The sequence below is a fragment of the Amycolatopsis sp. MJM2582 genome (assembly GCF_000754115.1).
In the GTDB taxonomy this organism is placed as follows: Bacteria; Actinomycetota; Actinomycetes; order Mycobacteriales; family Pseudonocardiaceae; genus Amycolatopsis; species Amycolatopsis japonica.
Window position 1 is genome coordinate 1,393,190 of record NZ_JPLW01000002.1, and the last position, 15,033, is coordinate 1,408,222.

13 protein-coding genes and 1 tRNA gene are annotated in these 15,033 nt (G+C 69.0%); 2 read left to right on the forward strand and 12 right to left on the reverse strand.

Annotation, left to right across the window (positions count from 1 at the left end; genetic code table 11):
- Positions 1-193: 193 nt before the first annotated feature.
- Positions 194-1,612 carry an FAD-binding oxidoreductase gene (locus ED92_RS16690; protein ID WP_037338977.1) on the reverse strand — a complete coding sequence of 473 codons (1,419 nt, stop codon included), beginning with the start codon at positions 1,610-1,612 and terminating at the stop codon, positions 194-196.
- Positions 1,613-1,776: 164 nt separating this feature from the next.
- On the opposite strand from ED92_RS16690, the gene ED92_RS16695 reads away from it, so the two are divergent.
- Complete coding sequence (locus tag ED92_RS16695; RefSeq protein ID WP_037338979.1) at positions 1,777-3,885, forward strand: elongation factor G-like protein EF-G2; 2,109 nt, start codon at positions 1,777-1,779, stop codon at positions 3,883-3,885.
- 70 nt (positions 3,886-3,955) lie between these two features.
- Here ED92_RS16695 and ED92_RS16700 read toward each other — a convergent pair whose 3' ends face one another.
- From ED92_RS16700 to ED92_RS16725, 6 genes are all read right to left on the reverse strand, one after another.
- A complete protein-coding gene (locus ED92_RS16700) occupies positions 3,956-4,417 on the reverse strand; it encodes an XdhC family protein (RefSeq protein ID WP_037338982.1) in 462 nt (153 codons plus the stop codon).
- A 12-nt stretch (positions 4,418-4,429) separates the two neighbouring features.
- The gene (locus ED92_RS16705) at positions 4,430-4,912 is read right to left on the reverse strand and encodes a hypothetical protein (RefSeq protein ID WP_037338984.1); all 483 of its coding nucleotides are present in this window, start codon (positions 4,910-4,912) and stop codon (positions 4,430-4,432) included.
- The gene (locus tag ED92_RS16710) at positions 4,909-6,054 is read right to left on the reverse strand and encodes a glycosyltransferase family 4 protein (RefSeq protein WP_037340155.1); all 1,146 of its coding nucleotides are present in this window, start codon (positions 6,052-6,054) and stop codon (positions 4,909-4,911) included. The genes ED92_RS16705 and ED92_RS16710 overlap by 4 nt, the downstream gene beginning before the upstream one ends.
- Before the next feature lie 22 nt (positions 6,055-6,076).
- Positions 6,077-6,994 (reverse strand): phosphatidylinositol mannoside acyltransferase, encoded by a 918-nt coding sequence (locus tag ED92_RS16715; RefSeq protein WP_037338987.1) that lies wholly within the window; start codon positions 6,992-6,994, stop codon positions 6,077-6,079.
- Positions 6,991-7,632 carry a phosphatidylinositol phosphate synthase gene (gene pgsA, locus ED92_RS16720; RefSeq protein ID WP_037338990.1) on the reverse strand — a complete coding sequence of 214 codons (642 nt, stop codon included), beginning with the start codon at positions 7,630-7,632 and terminating at the stop codon, positions 6,991-6,993. The genes ED92_RS16715 and pgsA overlap by 4 nt, the downstream gene beginning before the upstream one ends.
- Positions 7,633-7,736: 104 nt before the next feature.
- A complete protein-coding gene (locus tag ED92_RS16725; RefSeq protein WP_037340157.1) occupies positions 7,737-8,279 on the reverse strand; it encodes a MarR family winged helix-turn-helix transcriptional regulator in 543 nt (180 codons plus the stop codon).
- 118 nt (positions 8,280-8,397) lie between these two features.
- Here ED92_RS16725 and ED92_RS16730 point away from each other — a divergent pair, with 118 nt between their 5' ends.
- Positions 8,398-8,940, forward strand: coding sequence for a YceI family protein (locus ED92_RS16730; RefSeq protein WP_034307837.1), 543 nt, complete (start codon positions 8,398-8,400; stop codon positions 8,938-8,940).
- An 82-nt stretch (positions 8,941-9,022) separates the two neighbouring features.
- Here the strand turns inward: ED92_RS16730 and ED92_RS16735 are convergent, their stop codons facing one another.
- From ED92_RS16735 to ED92_RS16755, 5 genes are all read right to left on the reverse strand, one after another.
- A complete protein-coding gene (locus ED92_RS16735) occupies positions 9,023-9,559 on the reverse strand; it encodes an HIT domain-containing protein (protein WP_037338994.1) in 537 nt (178 codons plus the stop codon).
- Positions 9,556-11,616, reverse strand: a complete 2,061-nt coding sequence (thrS, locus tag ED92_RS16740; protein ID WP_037338997.1) for a threonine--tRNA ligase — start codon at positions 11,614-11,616, stop codon at positions 9,556-9,558. Before thrS ends, ED92_RS16735 begins: the two co-directional genes overlap by 4 nt.
- 138 nt (positions 11,617-11,754) lie before the next feature.
- Positions 11,755-12,369 (reverse strand): malonic semialdehyde reductase, encoded by a 615-nt coding sequence (locus ED92_RS16745; RefSeq protein ID WP_037339000.1) that lies wholly within the window; start codon positions 12,367-12,369, stop codon positions 11,755-11,757.
- A gap of 108 nt (positions 12,370-12,477) precedes the next feature.
- Positions 12,478-14,004: a sugar transferase gene (locus ED92_RS16750; RefSeq protein WP_037339001.1), complete on the reverse strand. Its 1,527-nt coding sequence runs from the start codon at positions 14,002-14,004 to the stop codon at positions 12,478-12,480.
- A gap of 892 nt (positions 14,005-14,896) precedes the next feature.
- A tRNA-Val gene (locus tag ED92_RS16755) sits at positions 14,897-14,968 on the reverse strand.
- Between the last annotated feature and the right edge of the window lie 65 nt (positions 14,969-15,033).

Genomic DNA, 15,033 nt, shown 5'->3' on the forward strand with positions numbered 1-15,033 from the left:
CTGGACCTTTCGGAAAGCGCACGAGTGAGGGTGACGCCTCCGAGGGTAGGCCGCTTTTGGACCTCTGAAGCAGGCCAGTTCGCGGCGATTTCAGCAGTCCACTGGGTGATCTGGCCCCCACCTCTCCCCCGCGTTTCGTCCTCCGGATGCGGTAGTTCGACAGCGAACTACCGCATCCAGAGGACGAAACGCGTCAGCGGGCCAGGCCCTGTTCGAAGGCGAACAGGCCGTCCGGGTCGTACTTCCGCGCGACTCGGCGCAGTCGCGGCAGGCTTTCGCCGTAGTACGCCTTCGCCCACTCAGGCATCTCCGGGTCGATGTAGTTGATGTACCCGGCCTGCCCGTACTCGCGGCCGAGTTCGTCCCGGACCCCGCCGATCACCTGGCGCGCGTACGCCTCGCCGCCGTCCAGACCGCGGGTGATCTGGACGCTGCCCAGCGCGGACCGGTGCGGGAAGCACGACTCGCTCGACGGCACCCGCGCGATCGCGCCGCCGTAAGCGTCCACGATCGAGTACAGGTGCGGATCGCTCGCCAGCAATCCCGCCAGCGCGTCCGGATCGTGCACCGGATGGGTCAGCATCCGCGAAGTGGCCACGTACTCCCCTCGCTGCGCGACCGCGGCGGGGAAGGCGGCCTCCTGGGCGAAGGTCCTCATCGTGGCCAAGTGGCCTTGTTCGGTCACTTCGCGTCGGAGCGGCTGGACGCCGACGCGGCGGACCAGCTCGTCCAGCAACGGGTTCACCTGCGCGGCGAAGCCCACGAAACACCCACCGCAGTTCGCGGCCGCGGCACCGAGACCCATCCCCGACCACAATTCGTCCGGCATCGCGGACTGCCACTCCTGCCAGGCCGCCACGAGAGCCGCCAGCGCGGCGGGCGGGAAGACCAGGTTGAAGTTCGTCAGCGTCCTGGCCGCCGCCGTGCGGAAGGTGAACGACGTGACGATGCCGAAGTTGCCGCCGCCACCGCCGCGCAACGCCCACAGCAGGTCCGGCGCCGTCTCCGCCGACACCAGGCAAGCCTTCCCGTCCGCGCCGACGAACCGCACCGACTCGACGTTGTCGCAGGTCAGGCCATACTTTCGGGCCAGGACCCCGATCCCGCCGCCGAGGGTCAACCCGGCGATGCCGACCTGAGGACAACTACCGGCGGGCAGCGCGCGGCCCGCCGCCGCCAGGGCCTCGTAGACCCGGCCGAGCTGCGCGCCCGCCCCGATCTCCGCCCGGCCACCGGGCAGGATCCGGACCGCGTTCAGCCGGGACAGGTCGACGACGAGCCCTTTGTCCACTATGGAATAACCGGCGTAACTGTGCCCGCCCGACCGGGCCGCGATCGGAATCCGCTGCCTGGCAGCGAAATCGACGCACCGGCGGACGTCGTCCTCGTTCGCACAGACCACGACACCGGCGGGCAGCCGATGGTCGTAGAGGCTGAAGAACCCGAGCCTCTTTTCGTCGTAGCCGGGGTCGCCCGACCGGAACAGCTCCCCCGCCAACCGGGCCCGCAGCCGTTCCCACGGACCACCGCCCTCGGGGATCGCGGCGGGCACCGCCGCCATCATCGGGACCGCCCCTGCCAGCCGTAACACCGTGCGTCTGTCGAGCTCCATCGCTCATCCCCCACCGTCGGATCCGCCTCCGGGTGTCCGCCATCGAGCATAACGGCGCGTCGACATTCGGGCGGTCCCTCGCCGGTCGCCTTGCCGCGACGCCCGTCGCGGGTGTGTGATCGAGGACACACCTGTACGCGGCATCGTGTGGTGAGGAGATCGGCATGGCCGACAAACAGAGCAAGAACGGAGACTCCGGGGCCGCCGTCGCTGTGGACGACCCGGCGAAGGTCCGCAACGTCGTCCTGGTCGGCCCTTCGGGATCGGGCAAGACGACGCTCGCCGAGGCCTTGCTCGCCGCGTCCGGGACGGTGACGCGGGCAGGCTCGGTGGTGGAAGGGACCACGGTGTGCGATCACGATCCCGCCGCGGTCCGGCAGCAACGGTCGGTCGGCCTTTCGGTCGCGCCGGTGTTGCACCAAGACCACAAGATCAACCTCATCGACACCCCCGGGTACGCCGATTTCGTCGGTGAGCTGCGGGCCGGGCTCCGCGCCGCCGACGCGGCGTTGTTCGTGGTCTGCGCGGCGGAAGGCGTCGACGCGGCCACGGTCGCGGTCTGGGAGGAGTGCGCCGCGGTCGGGATGCCGAGGGCGGTGGTCGTCTCCCGGCTGGACCATCACCGCGCCGACCCCGAAGGCGAGATCGCGGCCTGTCAGGAGGCCTTCGGCGCCGGCGTCCTGCCGCTGTACCTGCCCGCGCGCGACGGGCTCGTCGGGCTCATCACGCGCCGCTATTTCGACTACTCCCAGGGCTTCCCTCCCGAAATCGGCGAGCCGGACGAGGCCGAACTCAGCCGGATGACCGAGGCCCGCAACGAGCTGATCGAAGGGGTCATCGCCGAGAGCGAAGACGAGTCCCTGATGGACCGGTACCTCTCCGGCGAAGAGATCCCCGAGGACACGCTGATCGCCGACCTCGAAACCGCCGTCGCGCGGGGTTCCTTCCATCCGGTGATCCCGGTGTGCGCGACGACCGGGGTCGGGCTCGCCGAAGTCCTCGACGGGATCGTGCGCGCCTTCCCGTCGCCGTTGGAGCACGTCCCGCCGGAGGTCACCTCGCCCACCGGGGAGCCGCACGCCGGGCTCCGCGCCGACCCCGACGGCCCGCTGGCGGCCGAGGTGGTCCGGACCGCCGTCGACTCCTACGTCGGCAGGGTCTCGCTGGTGCGGGTGTTCTCCGGGACACTTCGCCCGGAACGGCCGGTGCACGTCTCGGGCCACGGCCTCGCCGAACGCGGCCACGAGGATCACGACGCCGACGAGCGGGTCGCGCATCTGTACTCCCCGCTCGGGGCGAACCTGCGCGAAGTCCCGTACTGCGTCGCGGGCGACCTCTGCGCGCTCACCAAGGTCGGCTCGGCGGAAACCGGCGACACCGTTTCCTCACCGGAAGACCCGCTGATCATGAAGCCGTGGGCGATGCCGGAGCCGTTGCTGCCGGTCGCCGTCGTCGCGAAGACCCGCAGCGACGAGGACACGCTGGCGCGCAATCTGTCCCGGCTGGTCGCGGGCGACCCCACGCTCCGGCTGGACCGCAACGCCGAGACCAACCAGCTCGTGCTGTGGTGCATGGGCGAGGCGCACGCCGACGTCGTGCTGTCGCGGCTGCGCGCGGGAGGCGCCGACGTGGGCACCGAACCCGTCCGCATCAGCCTGCGTTCGACGTTCGCCGGGCCGGCTCGCGGGCACGGACGGCACGTCAAGCAATCCGGCGGGCACGGCCAGTTCGCCGTCTGCGACATCGAGGTCCAGCCGCTGCCGAGGGGGTCGGGCTTCGAGTTCGTGGACAAGGTCGTCGGCGGTTCGGTGCCGCACCAGTTCATCCCGAGCGTGGAGAAGGGAGTCCGGGCGCAAGCCCAGCGGGGACTCGTCGACGGTCATCCGCTGATCGACATCCGGGTGACCCTGGTCGACGGCAAGGCGCACAGCGTCGACTCGTCGGACGCCGCGTTCCAGACAGCGGGCGCGCTGGCGTTGAAGGAGGCCGCCGCGGCGGGCAAGATCGCGCTGCTCGAACCACTCGAAGAGGTGGCCGTACGGCTTCCGGACGAGCACCTGGGCACCGTGCTGGGCGATCTCTCGTCCCGGCGCGGCCGCGTACTCGGCACTGAATCGGGTGAAGGCGGCCGCACGATCATCCGCGCCGAGGTGCCCGCCGTCGAGCTGCTGCGCTATGCGATCGACTTGCGTTCCCTGACATCGGGCACCGCGACGTTCACCCGCAGGCACGCCCGGTTCGAGCCGATGCCGGAAGGGGCGGTGGCCTACTGACACCGCGTTTAGTCCTCTGAATGCGATGCTTGCGTGCGCAAGGATCGCATTCAGAGGACTAAACGCGGGCCTACTTGAACTCGAAGCCGCCCGGACGGCCGTTCCGGTCCGCCACCAGACCGGCCAGGGTGGCGACGGCGATCTCGGGCGGCGTGCGTGAGCCGATGTTCAGCCCGACCGGGCGGTGGACGCGCGCGATCTCGTGGTCCGGAACGTCCAAAGCCTTGAGCGCGGCGACGTGCGGGCCCGCGTGGCGCGGATTGCCGAGCACCCCGACCCACCGCGCCGGGCGGTCCAGCACGGCCTTGAGCACGTCGCCGAGCTCGGGCCGGTCGTGATCGGTGACGACGACGTCGGCGTCCGCGCCGAGTTCCGGCAGCGTCGTGACAGCCTGCAGTCCGGGCTCGACGTCCGTGACGCGTGCGCCGTCCGGCTCGAACAAGACGGCCCTGTAGCCGAGATCCTTGCCGTAGCGCAGGAGGAACGACGCGACCGGCGTCGCGAACACCGCCACCAGCAGCCGATCGCTCATGGGTCCGTCCTCCTAAAGTTCGGGCTCGGCGATCTCGAAGTATTCCGGAAGCCGGGCGGTCCCGGCGAGGCCGAAGTACCGGACCTTCCGGCGCCGCCTCAGATGCAGGGTGTCCCGGACGGCGTCGTTGTGCACGCGGCGCGCGATGACGACGCGGTGCTCGGCGTCGGTCAGCTCTTCGGCCAGCGTCGACGGCAAGGCCGCGCGATCGACGCGCGCCAGCCGCAGCGTCAGTTCGCTTTCCTCGGCTTCGCGATCCGGCCTCGGCGCACGCTCGGCGCGCTCGCCCAGCTTGCGCAGCTCCTCATCACCGAGGATCGCGGCGGCCGCCCTAGCGACGACGGCGCGGCGCGCGAGGGCGGCGTCGAGGGCCGCCCAGCCCGCGTCCGTGCGGACGTGCAGCCGGTCGAGCCGGTTCGCCGTCGCGAGCAGGAACAACCCGCCCAGTACCACGATCGCGGCCACCAGTCCGCCGATCCACACCCAGGTCGTCACCGGCTGAACTCGCGTTCGCCCGCGCCGACCCGCCGGGGGTCGGCGGCGATCGCCGTCTCGTACACCCGCAGGACCTGCGTCGTGACCACGGACCAGTCGAACATCGCGACGCGCTCCCCCGCGGCCGCCGCCAGCGATGCCCGTCGAGCCGGGTCTCCGAGCAGCTCGCGCAACCCGTCGGCCAGCGCCGCCGCGTCGCCGGTCTCGGTCAGCATCCCGGCCTTGCCGTCGTCGAGGACCCGGCGGAACGAATCGAGGCCACTCGCCAGGACGGGCGTTCCCGCCGCCATCGCCTCGGTGAGGATCATCCCGAAGCTCTCGCCGCCCGTGTTCGGCGCGCAGTAGACGTCGACACTGCGCAGCGCCCGCGCCTTCGTCGCGTCGTCGACCTGGCCGAGCAGATCGATATGCGGCGCCAGCCCCGGACCGGCCTCGCGCCGGAGCTGATCGGCGTCGCCGCGGCCGACGACCAGCAGCCGCAGCTCCTCGAACTCCGGCAGCAGCATCCGCAACGCCTCCAGTAGCACCCCCATCCCCTTGCGGGGCTCGGTGTACCGCCCGACGAAACCGACCGTGCCGCCCGCTCGCGGGTAGCCGTCCAGCGGGAGCGCGCGGGAGAAGAAGTCGACGTCGACGCCGTTGGGCACCTCGACCGCGTCACCCCCGGCGTGCTCGACCTGGACCCGGCGGGCCAGCGCCGAAACCGCGATCCGCGCGGTGATCTTCTCCAGCAGCGGGCGCAGCACCGGTTGGAACGCCGCCAGTGTGCGCGAACGCGTCGTCGCGGTGTGGAAGGTCGCCACGATCGGACCGTCCGCGACCTTCAACGCCAGCAACGAAAGACTCGGCGCGGCGGGCTCGTGCAGGTGCAGGACGTCGAAGTCGCCGTCGCGGATCCATCGCCGTACGCGGGCGTAGGACACCGGGCCGAACTGCAGCCGCGCGACCGAGCCGTTGTACGGGATGCCGAGCGCTTTCCCGGCGGGGACCACGAAATCCGGGACGTCGGAGTCCTCGTCCGCCGGTGCGAGCACCGAGACCTGATGCCCGCGCGCCAGCAACGCCTTCGCGAGATCGATGACGTGTCCCTGCACGCCGCCCGGCACGTCGAACGAATAGGGGCAGACGATCCCGATCTTCATGACCCGCGACTGAGCCATCCGCTCAGCTCGCTTCGCCGAGTTCGGCCTGTTCCCCGGCTTCGAAATCGGAGATCCAGAACTTCTGCATCATGTGCCAGTCGGCCGGATGCGCGGCGATGTCCCCGGCGAAGATGTCCGCCAGCGCCTGGGTGGCCGCCGGGACCTCGGAGCGGTTCGTGACCCGGATCCGCGGGTGCAAGCGGATCTGCCAGCCATCCTCGGTGAACCAGCACCCGGCCGGGATCAGCGCGGCGCCGGTGGTGGCGGCGAGCCTGGCCGGCCCGCCCGGCATGCGGGTCTGCTCGCCGAAGAACTTGACCGGCACGCCGGAGTTCGTCAGGTCCCGGTCCCCCACCAGGCAGATCGCCTTGTTCTCCCGCAGCCGCTTGAGCAGCACTCGCATCGCGGAACTGTCGCCGGTCAGCGGGACGATCTCGAAACCGAGCGATTCCCGGTAGGACACGAACCGCTGGTACAGCGACTCGGGTTTCAGCCGCTCCGCGACCGTGGTGAAACCACCGAGATAGTCGGCGAGCCAGACGCCGGCGGCGTCCCAGTTCCCACTGTGCGGCAGCGCCATCACCGCGCCGTTGCCCTCGGCGAGGGCGGCGTCGAGGTTCTCCACGCCGGTGATCGACTGGGCGACCTTGCGGCTGACCTCCTTGTGGTCCATCGAGGGCAGCCGGAACATCTCGTGCCAGTAGCGGGCGTACGACCGCATCGCGCGGCGGGTCAGTTCGTCGAGTTCGACGCCGTCCGCCTGCGGCACGACCCTGGCGAGATTGCGCCGTAGCTGGCGCACCCCGCCGCCGTCCCGCCGGACGGCCAGATCGGCGCCCAGGCCGAAGGTCACCGAGCCCATCGACTCCGGCAGCCAACGCGCGAGCCGCCAGCCCGTCGCGTAGCCGAAGTCACTGAGCCACTGGGAGAACCCGCTCATGACCCGCCCTCCGCGGCGGGTGGCCCCGCCGCCTTGGCGGCCCTCGCCGCCTTGGCCACCGCGGCCGTCCGCTGCAGAAGGGTGATCACCGAAAGCACCGCGAGGAGCCAGAGCGTGATGTCCACGGTGTACGGAACGCCCAGACCGTGCAGTCCGGTTCCCACGAGGGCGATGATCAGGCGTTCCGCGCGTTCGACGAGGCCGCCGTCCGCCTCCAGCCCGGAGGCCTCGGCGCGGGCCTTGACGTATGAGATGACCTGCGCGAGCACCAGGCAGATCAGCGCGGCGGCCGCGGCCGGGCGGTTGTCGTCGTGGACGAAGCACCACCAGGCGATCGCGGCGAACAACGCGCCGTCGACCAGCCTGTCGCAGGTCGCGTCGAGGACGGCGCCGAACGCCGTGCCGTACCCGCGGGCGCGGGCCATCGCGCCGTCGAGCAGGTCCAGCATCGCGAAGCCCCAGACGGTAAAGGTGCCCCACAGCAGCATGTCGTTGGGAAAGAACCCGAGCGCGCACAGCACCGCCCCGGCCGTGCCGATGACGGTCATCGCGTTGGGGGTCAGACCGGCACGCACGAGCACCTTCCCCATCGGGTCGGTGACGCGGGAAACGGAGGCGCGCGCGAAAATGTTGAGCATCGGTTCTTCAGGTGCACCTAAAGCAGCAGGGTCGGGTGGCCGCCCGAAGCCTATCCACCCGCACCGACACTCGTCGTCGCGCCCGCCCCTGGACCGGCTCCAGGTCAGTCCGCTTTGGCCAGTTCGGCCGAGTCGGCGAGGTCCGCGAGCCCCTCTTCCCGCAGCGCCAATTCCGCCTCGGCAGCGGCGCATTTCGGCGACAGCCGCTCCAGGACGGCGGCGCTGATCTCGCCGAGCGCCTTCACCTGTTCGGGGGTCAGCGGGTCGAAGAGGCTCTCACGGACCGCCGCGACGTGCCCGGGCGCGGCCTCCTCCAGCGCGGCGAAACCGTCGGCGGTGAGCACCGCCCAGGAACCGCGCTTGTCGGTGGGACAGGACTCACGGCGCACCCAGCCGTTCGCCTCCAGGCGCGCGACCGCGTGCGAGAGCCTGCTGCGCGACGCCTTGCGCGCGTCGGCGAGCTCGCTCATCCGCAGCCGCCGCTCCGGCGCCTCGGAGAGAGCGACGAGCACTTCGTAGTAGGTGTGAGGCATGCCCGCCTCGTGCTGAAGCTGGCCCTCCAGGTGCGCTTGCAGCATCCGCGTGGCCGCGGAGAAGTCGCGCCAGACTTTTTGCTCCTCGTCGGAGAGCCATCGGGGTTCGGACATGACGCCCATTCTACCCCTGGTTGAGCGCTCAACCAAATTGCGCTACAGTCGTTGTTGAGCGCTCAACCAGACGAGGGTTCACCACGAACGCACACAGACTTTTTGGAGATCGACTCACATGACCACCACCGAGATCCCGGGCTACGTCGCAGGCAAGTGGACGATCGACACCGCCCACTCCGACATCGCCTACACCGTGAAGCACCTCGGCCTGGCGAAGTCCCGGGGCAACTTCACCGCCTTCACCGGTGAGGTCGTCACCGCCGACAACATCCTCGACTCGTCGGTCACCGTCGAGATCGACGCCTCGTCGGTCGCCAGCGGCGTCGACGGTCGTGACACGCACCTCAAGTCCGAGGACTTCTTCCACGTCGACGAGCACCCGGTCATCACCTTCCGCTCGACCGGCATCCGCGAGGACGGCGGCGACTACGTCATCGACGGCGAGCTCACCTGGCGCGGCAAGACCGTCCCGGTCTCGCTCGAGGCGGAGTTCAACGGCATCGGCACCAACCCGGCCAACGACAACGCCACCACCCTCGGCGTCTCGGCCACCGCCACGGTGAACCGCCGCGACTTCGGCATCGGCCCGGAGGGCAACGCCTTCCTGTCCGAGAAGGTCAAGATCGACATCGAGCTGCAGGCCGCGCTCAACGCCTGAGGCCCCCGAGTGTCATGAAAGGGCCGTTCAGGACGTTTTTCGTCCTGAACGGCCCTTTCATGACATCAGCCACCGGCCGGACCTACCAGGCGTCCGCCAGCAACTGCCGCGTCTCCCCCAGCAACTGCGGCAACACCTTCGTGTGCCCGATCACGGGCATGAAGTTCGCGTCGCCACCCCACCTCGGCACCACGTGCTGGTGCAGATGCGCGGCAATACCGGCGCCGGCGATCACGCCCTGGTTCATCCCGATGTTGAACCCGTGCGCCGACGACACCTCCCGGATCACCCGCATCGCGTGCTGGGTGAACTCCGCCACCTCGACGGTCTCCTCCGGCGTCAGGTCCGTGTAGTCCGCGACATGGCGGTACGGCACGGCCATCAGGTGCCCGGGGTTGTACGGGTACAGGTTCAGCACCGCGTACACCGTCTTCCCGCGCGCGAGGATCAGCGCGTCCTCGTCACTCTTCTCGGGGAGATGGCAGAACGGACAACCCTCGTCGGGTCGCTTCGACCCCTGCACGTAGGCGAGCCGATGCGGGGTCCACAGGCGCTGCAACGCGTCCGGGACCCCCACACCGTCCTGTCCGACGACGTCAGGGCCATCGAGGCCCGTCACCGGAGTACCGCCTCCAAGCCCGCCACGGTCGGCGAAGCGTTCTCACGGCGCTGGACCCAGCCGGCGATCGCCTCGACGGCGTCGTCCACCGAGACGCCGTTGATCTGGCCGCCGTCACGGAACCGGAACGACACCGCGCCCGCCTCGACGTCCTTCGCGCCCGCCAGGAGCATGAAGGGCACCTTCTGCGTGGTGTGGGTGCGGATCTTCTTCTGCATCCGGTCGCCGCTCGCGTCGACGTCGACCCGGATCCCCTTGGCCCGCAGCGCCTTCTCGACGCCGCGCAGGTGCTCGACCTGGTCCTCGGTGATCGGGATGCCGACCACCTGGACCGGCGACAGCCACGCCGGGAAAGCGCCCGCGTAGTGCTCGGTCAGCACGCCGAAGAACCGCTCGATCGAGCCGAACAGCGCGCGGTGGATCATCACCGGGCGCTGACGGCTGCCGTCGCCCGCGGTGTACTCCAGTTCGAACTTCTCGGGCAGCATGAAGTCCAGCTGGATGGTCGACATCTGCCAGGTGCGGCCCAGCGCGTCCTTCGCCTGCACGGAGATCTTGGGGCCGTAGAACGCGGCGCCACCCGGATCCGGCACCAGTTCCAGCCCGGAGTCCACGGCGGCGGTGCGGAGGACCTCGGTCGCCTCATCCCACACCTCGTCCGAACCGATGTACTTCTCGTCGTTCCGAGTGGACAGTTCGAGGTAGAAGTCGTCGAGACCGTAGTCGCGCAACAGGTTCAGCACGAAGTCCAAAAGGGACTTCAGCTCACCGGGGACCTGCTCCAGGGTGCAGAAGATGTGCGCGTCGTCCTGCGTCATGCCGCGCACACGGGTCAGGCCGTGGATCACGCCGGACTTCTCGTAGCGGTACACGGAACCGAACTCGAACATCCGCAGCGGCAGTTCCCGGTAGGAACGCCCGCGCGAACGGAAGATCAGGTCGTGGAACGGGCAGTTCATCGGCTTGAGGTAGTAGTCCTGGCCGGGTTTGCGGACCGAACCGTCCTCGTTGTGCTCGGCGTCGAGGTGCATCGCCGGGTACATGCCGTCGCGGTACCAGTCGAGGTGACCGGAGGTCTCGAACAGCGCGCCCTTGGTGATGTGCGGCGAGTAGACGAAGTCGTACCCGGCCTCGACGTGCCGCTGGCGCGAGTAGTTCTCCATCTCCTGCCGGATGATCCCGCCCTTGGGGTGGAACACCGGCAGCCCCGAGCCGATCTCGTCGGGGAAGGAGAACAGGTCCAGCTCGACCCCGAGCTTGCGGTGGTCGCGCCGCTCGGCCTCGGCCAGGCGCTCCAGGTAGACGTCCTGCGCCTCGGTGGATTCCCAGGCGGTGCCGTAGATCCGCTGCAACTGCGGGTTCTTGTCGTCACCGCGCCAGTAGGCGGCGGCGACCCTGGTGAGCTTGAACGCCGGGATGAACTTGGTGGTCGGCACGTGCGGGCCGCGGCAGAGGTCGCTCCACACGCGTTCCTTGGTGCGCGGGTCGAGGTTGTCGTAGATGGTCAGCTCGCCGCCGCCGACCTCCATCACCTCGGAGGTGTCCACATCGGACTTGATGTCGACGAGTTCCAGCTTGAACGGCTCGTCGGCCAGTTCCTTCTTGGCCTCGTCGACCGAGTCGAAGACGCGGCGGGAGAACTGCTGCGCGCCCTTCACGATCTGCTTCATGCGCTTCTCGAGCGCCTGCAGGTCTTCCGGGGTGAACGGGGTGTCGACGGCGAAGTCGTAGTAGAAGCCGTCCTTGACCGGCGGGCCGATGCCCAGTTTGGCCTGCGGGAACTGCTGCTGCACGGCCTGGGCGAGCACGTGGGCGGCCGAGTGCCGGATGACGCTGCGGCCGTCCTCGGTGTTCGCCGCGACGGCTTCGACCTCGACCTCGGCCTCCGGGGCCCAGGAGAGGTCGCGGAGGTTCCCCTCGGCGTCGCGCACGACGACGATCGTGTCCGGCCCCTTGGTCGGCAGCCCGGCTTCGCGGACCGCGGTGCCCGCCGTAGTGCCCGCCGGTACCACCACGCGCGGGGCGGTTGCGGCTGCTACTGACGACGGCTGGGACACGATGGACTCCTCGCGGTTAAAGCGGATGGTTCCCGTGATGTTAGTCGTCAGGTGCGGCGCGGCTCACGCGCATTACCCCTAACACCACGAAGGCCTCCTTCCCATCGGAAGAAGGCCTTCGCGTATCGAGGAACGAGGTCAGACGGTCTCGACGACCTCGTCGAAGTCCAGCCGCGGCAGGCGGTCGAACCAGGGGTTCTCGCCCGGCTTGCCGACGTTGATCACGACGAGGGACTTCCACGGCTTGTCCGCGAAGAACTCCTTGTCGATGCCCTCGGCGTCGAAGCCGGTCATCGGGCCGGCGGCCAGCCCGGCGGCGCGGACGCCGATGATGAAGTAACCGACCTGCAGCAGCGCGTTGAGCTTGGCGGTCTCGACGCGAGCCGCCTCATCGGCGAACAGGTCCTTCGCGCCAGGGAAGTGCGGGAAGGTGCGCGGCAGGTTCTCGTGGAACTCGGTGTCGGCGGCCAGCACGACGGTCACCGGCGCGGCCTCGGTCTTGGCGCGGTTGCCCTCGGACATCAGCGGGGACAGCCGCTTCTTGCCCTCTTCGGTGCGGATCACCAGCGCGCGCAGCGGCTGGTTGTTCATCGACGTCGGGGCCCATTTGACCAGCTCGTAGATCGCGCGGATCTGCTCGTCGGTCACCGGCTCGTCGCTGAAGTTGTTCGCGGTGCGGGCCTCGCGGAACAACAGGTCCTGAACGTCCTGCGGGAGGTTCAAGGCTTCGGTCGGCTCAACGCTGGTGGTCATGGGTGGATCTTCCTTCCGTACGCGTCCTGTACCCGTCCCAACCTAGTTGAGCGCTGAACTATTTCTCGCTCAACTATCTCTGCGTGTGGGTCCGGTCACAGGAAGGCGTCAGTAGGCACCTCGCCCCTGCACCACCGCGCGGAAGGTCTTCCAGAGGATCACCAGGTCGAGGGCCAGCGACCAGTCCTCGACGTAACGCAGGTCGAGGCGGATGCTCTCGGCCCAGCTGAGGTCACTGCGGCCGCTGACCTGCCAGAGGCCGGTCAGCCCCGGCTTGACCAGGAGACGGCGGCGCGCGTCGGGAGCGTACTTCGCGGTCTCCTCGGGCAGCGGCGGACGGGGGCCGACGAGCGACATCCGCCCGCTCACGACGTTGAGCAACTGCGGCAGCTCGTCGAGGGAGTACCGGCGGAGAAGGCCGCCGACCCGGGTCACCCGCGGGTCCTTGCGCATCTTGAACAGCGGGCCCGCGCCTTCGTTGTCCGACTGGAGATCCTGCTTGAGCTTGTCGGCGTTCGTGACCATCGTGCGGAACTTCAGCATCGTGAAGGTGTGCCCGTCGCGGCCGACGCGACGCTGCCGGTAGATCACCGGGCCGTGGTCGTCCAGTTTGATCGCGACCGCGATCGCCAGCAGCAGCGGGGAAAAGAGAGTGAGGAGCAAGGCGGAGCCGAACCGGTCGAGCGCTTCCTTGACCAGACGGCGGCCGCCGGTGAACATCGGCGCGGTCACCCGCAGCAGCGGCATGCCGAGCACACCGGAGACGTTCAGCCGGGGGCCGGCCACCTCCATGAGCATCGGCGCGACCACCATCTCGGCCGACGTTCCTTCGAGGTCCCAGGCGAGCCGCTGGAGGCGCTTCGGGTTCCAGTGCTGATCGGCGGTCACGGCGACCACCCGGTAGCCACCGCGGCGGACGTGGCCCGCGAGGTCGTCGAGCTTCCCGACGATCGGGACGCCTTCCACCTCGCCGCTCCCCCGCTCCGCGCCGGCACCGGAATACGTGCAGACGGCCTCCACGCGCCAGCCGACATGAGGATCGGCCTTCGTGCGGGCGATCAGATCGGCGACCGTGTCGGGACTTCCCGCCGCGAGCACCGGGAGCAGGCATTCACCGAGCCGCCTGCGCCGGTGCAGCACCTGTCTCAGCGCGTACCGCTGCAGGAACATGAAGACCGAGATCATCGGGACGACGATGAAGACCCACGGCTGCACGGCGAGCGCGCCGAAGAGCAGGCCGCCCAACGCGACGAGGACGGCGGTGGCCACGAGGCCGCGCCCCAGCGTCCGGTATTCCTCCGCGCCCTCGCCCAGTACACGCGGACTCCAGGCACGGCAGACCGACAACCCGAACAGGAAGGCCGCGGCGGTACCGAGCGCGTGCATGTCGTGCGGATCGGATCGATCGATCAAGAAGGCGCTCATCACGATGAGCACGAACGCGGTGAAAACGTCACTACCGATGACCCAGGCGCGGTAGCGCGATTCCCAAGCCGCGTACGGGGGCCGCGCGGACGTTGTGCCGACCGCGGCGGCATCCCCCGCGCCCCGTTGCGGGGGAAGCGGAATCGACTGGAGGTCGATGTGCTGCGGCGTCCCGTTGACGGTGGACGACGGCCGCACCGACTCTTCCATCAGACCTCCCGGAGTGGGGATTCCCGAACGCCGGATCAACACGCTGAGTAAATGAGACTGATCTCGAAGAGTGATCGATTCTCAAGGTCTCTCAGCGGCCGATGGGGCGACACACGCCAAGGTATCGGCCACTCTCCGGCCATCGTTACAAGGATTTCCAGCCACACCCTGGGCGAGCATCCGGCAAATGAATGCCGTGTTGATAACAAGATGATGACGATGCGTAATAGACCGTATCCTCCGAACAACTACTCAAAGTAGTCACGAATTCCCATGACTCGCGGCCACTTGGAGCACCGGTTCCCCGATCGGCCGAACAGCCCGGAAAACTCCACAATGGACGGTTCGCGCGAGTCGATCTCAAGCCGGTCCACTGTGGATTTCACACCCCGCGAGGACCACGGCCCGGCGGGTGCGCCCACCGCGCGCCGACCTACCTTGTCAATCGGTCACCGGCGTGGCGTTTCGTCACATCACGTCAGCGTCACGGCGGCCCCTCGGCCGGAGCCGGACGAGTGAGCCGCCCGGCCATGCCCCACATCACTTTCTTCATGGTCTGGACCTTTGCACGGACGTTTCGTGCCGAGGATCACAAAGAAGTCTCAATGGTCGGATCATGCGACATTTTTGTGTCGCGACACGAGATCTCCGGCGAATGTCCACACCGGCCGGAAGGGCGGACTTCGGGGATCTTCGAACCGGCGGCACTCCGCGCCCGTGATCGCCCCGAGCGGATTAGCCCGCGTCGGCCGGGCCGCCCGCGACGGCAGAAGTACCGCCCCCACACAACCCGCGTCCGACCTGGGGATCGAATACCCCCGGACGGCTCACCGCCGACCGTGGCCGAAAATGAATCAAGGCCCCGGACCGATGGTCCAGGGCCTTCATCCGGTGGGCGATACTGGGATCGAACCAGTGACCTCTTCGGTGTGAACGAAGCGCTCTCCCGCTGAGCTAATCGCCCGCTCGCGGTGTCCGGCAGACTCTACCCCACGACTTTAGGGGGCCTGCAAACGGGTGGTTCCCTCC

Bases quoted from the DNA above. Each gene is read 5' to 3' on its own strand.
- ED92_RS16700 (WP_037338982.1), bottom strand. From the start codon at position 4,417: ATGAGCGATCGGCTGCTGGTGGCGGTGTTCGCGACGCCGGTCGCGTCG.
- ED92_RS16710 (WP_037340155.1), bottom strand. From the start codon at position 6,054: ATGAAGATCGGGATCGTCTGCCCCTATTCGTTCGACGTGCCGGGCGGC.
- ED92_RS16745 (WP_037339000.1), bottom strand. From the start codon at position 12,369: ATGACCACCAGCGTTGAGCCGACCGAAGCCTTGAACCTCCCGCAGGAC.
- ED92_RS16695 (WP_037338979.1), top strand. From the start codon at position 1,777: ATGGCCGACAAACAGAGCAAGAACGGAGACTCCGGGGCCGCCGTCGCT.
- ED92_RS16730 (WP_034307837.1), top strand. From the start codon at position 8,398: ATGACCACCACCGAGATCCCGGGCTACGTCGCAGGCAAGTGGACGATC.
- ED92_RS16750 (WP_037339001.1), bottom strand. From the start codon at position 14,004: ATGGAAGAGTCGGTGCGGCCGTCGTCCACCGTCAACGGGACGCCGCAG.
- ED92_RS16715 (WP_037338987.1), bottom strand. From the start codon at position 6,994: ATGAGCGGGTTCTCCCAGTGGCTCAGTGACTTCGGCTACGCGACGGGC.
- ED92_RS16690 (WP_037338977.1), bottom strand. From the start codon at position 1,612: ATGGAGCTCGACAGACGCACGGTGTTACGGCTGGCAGGGGCGGTCCCG.
- ED92_RS16725 (WP_037340157.1), bottom strand. From the start codon at position 8,279: ATGTCCGAACCCCGATGGCTCTCCGACGAGGAGCAAAAAGTCTGGCGC.
- pgsA (WP_037338990.1), bottom strand. From the start codon at position 7,632: ATGCTCAACATTTTCGCGCGCGCCTCCGTTTCCCGCGTCACCGACCCG.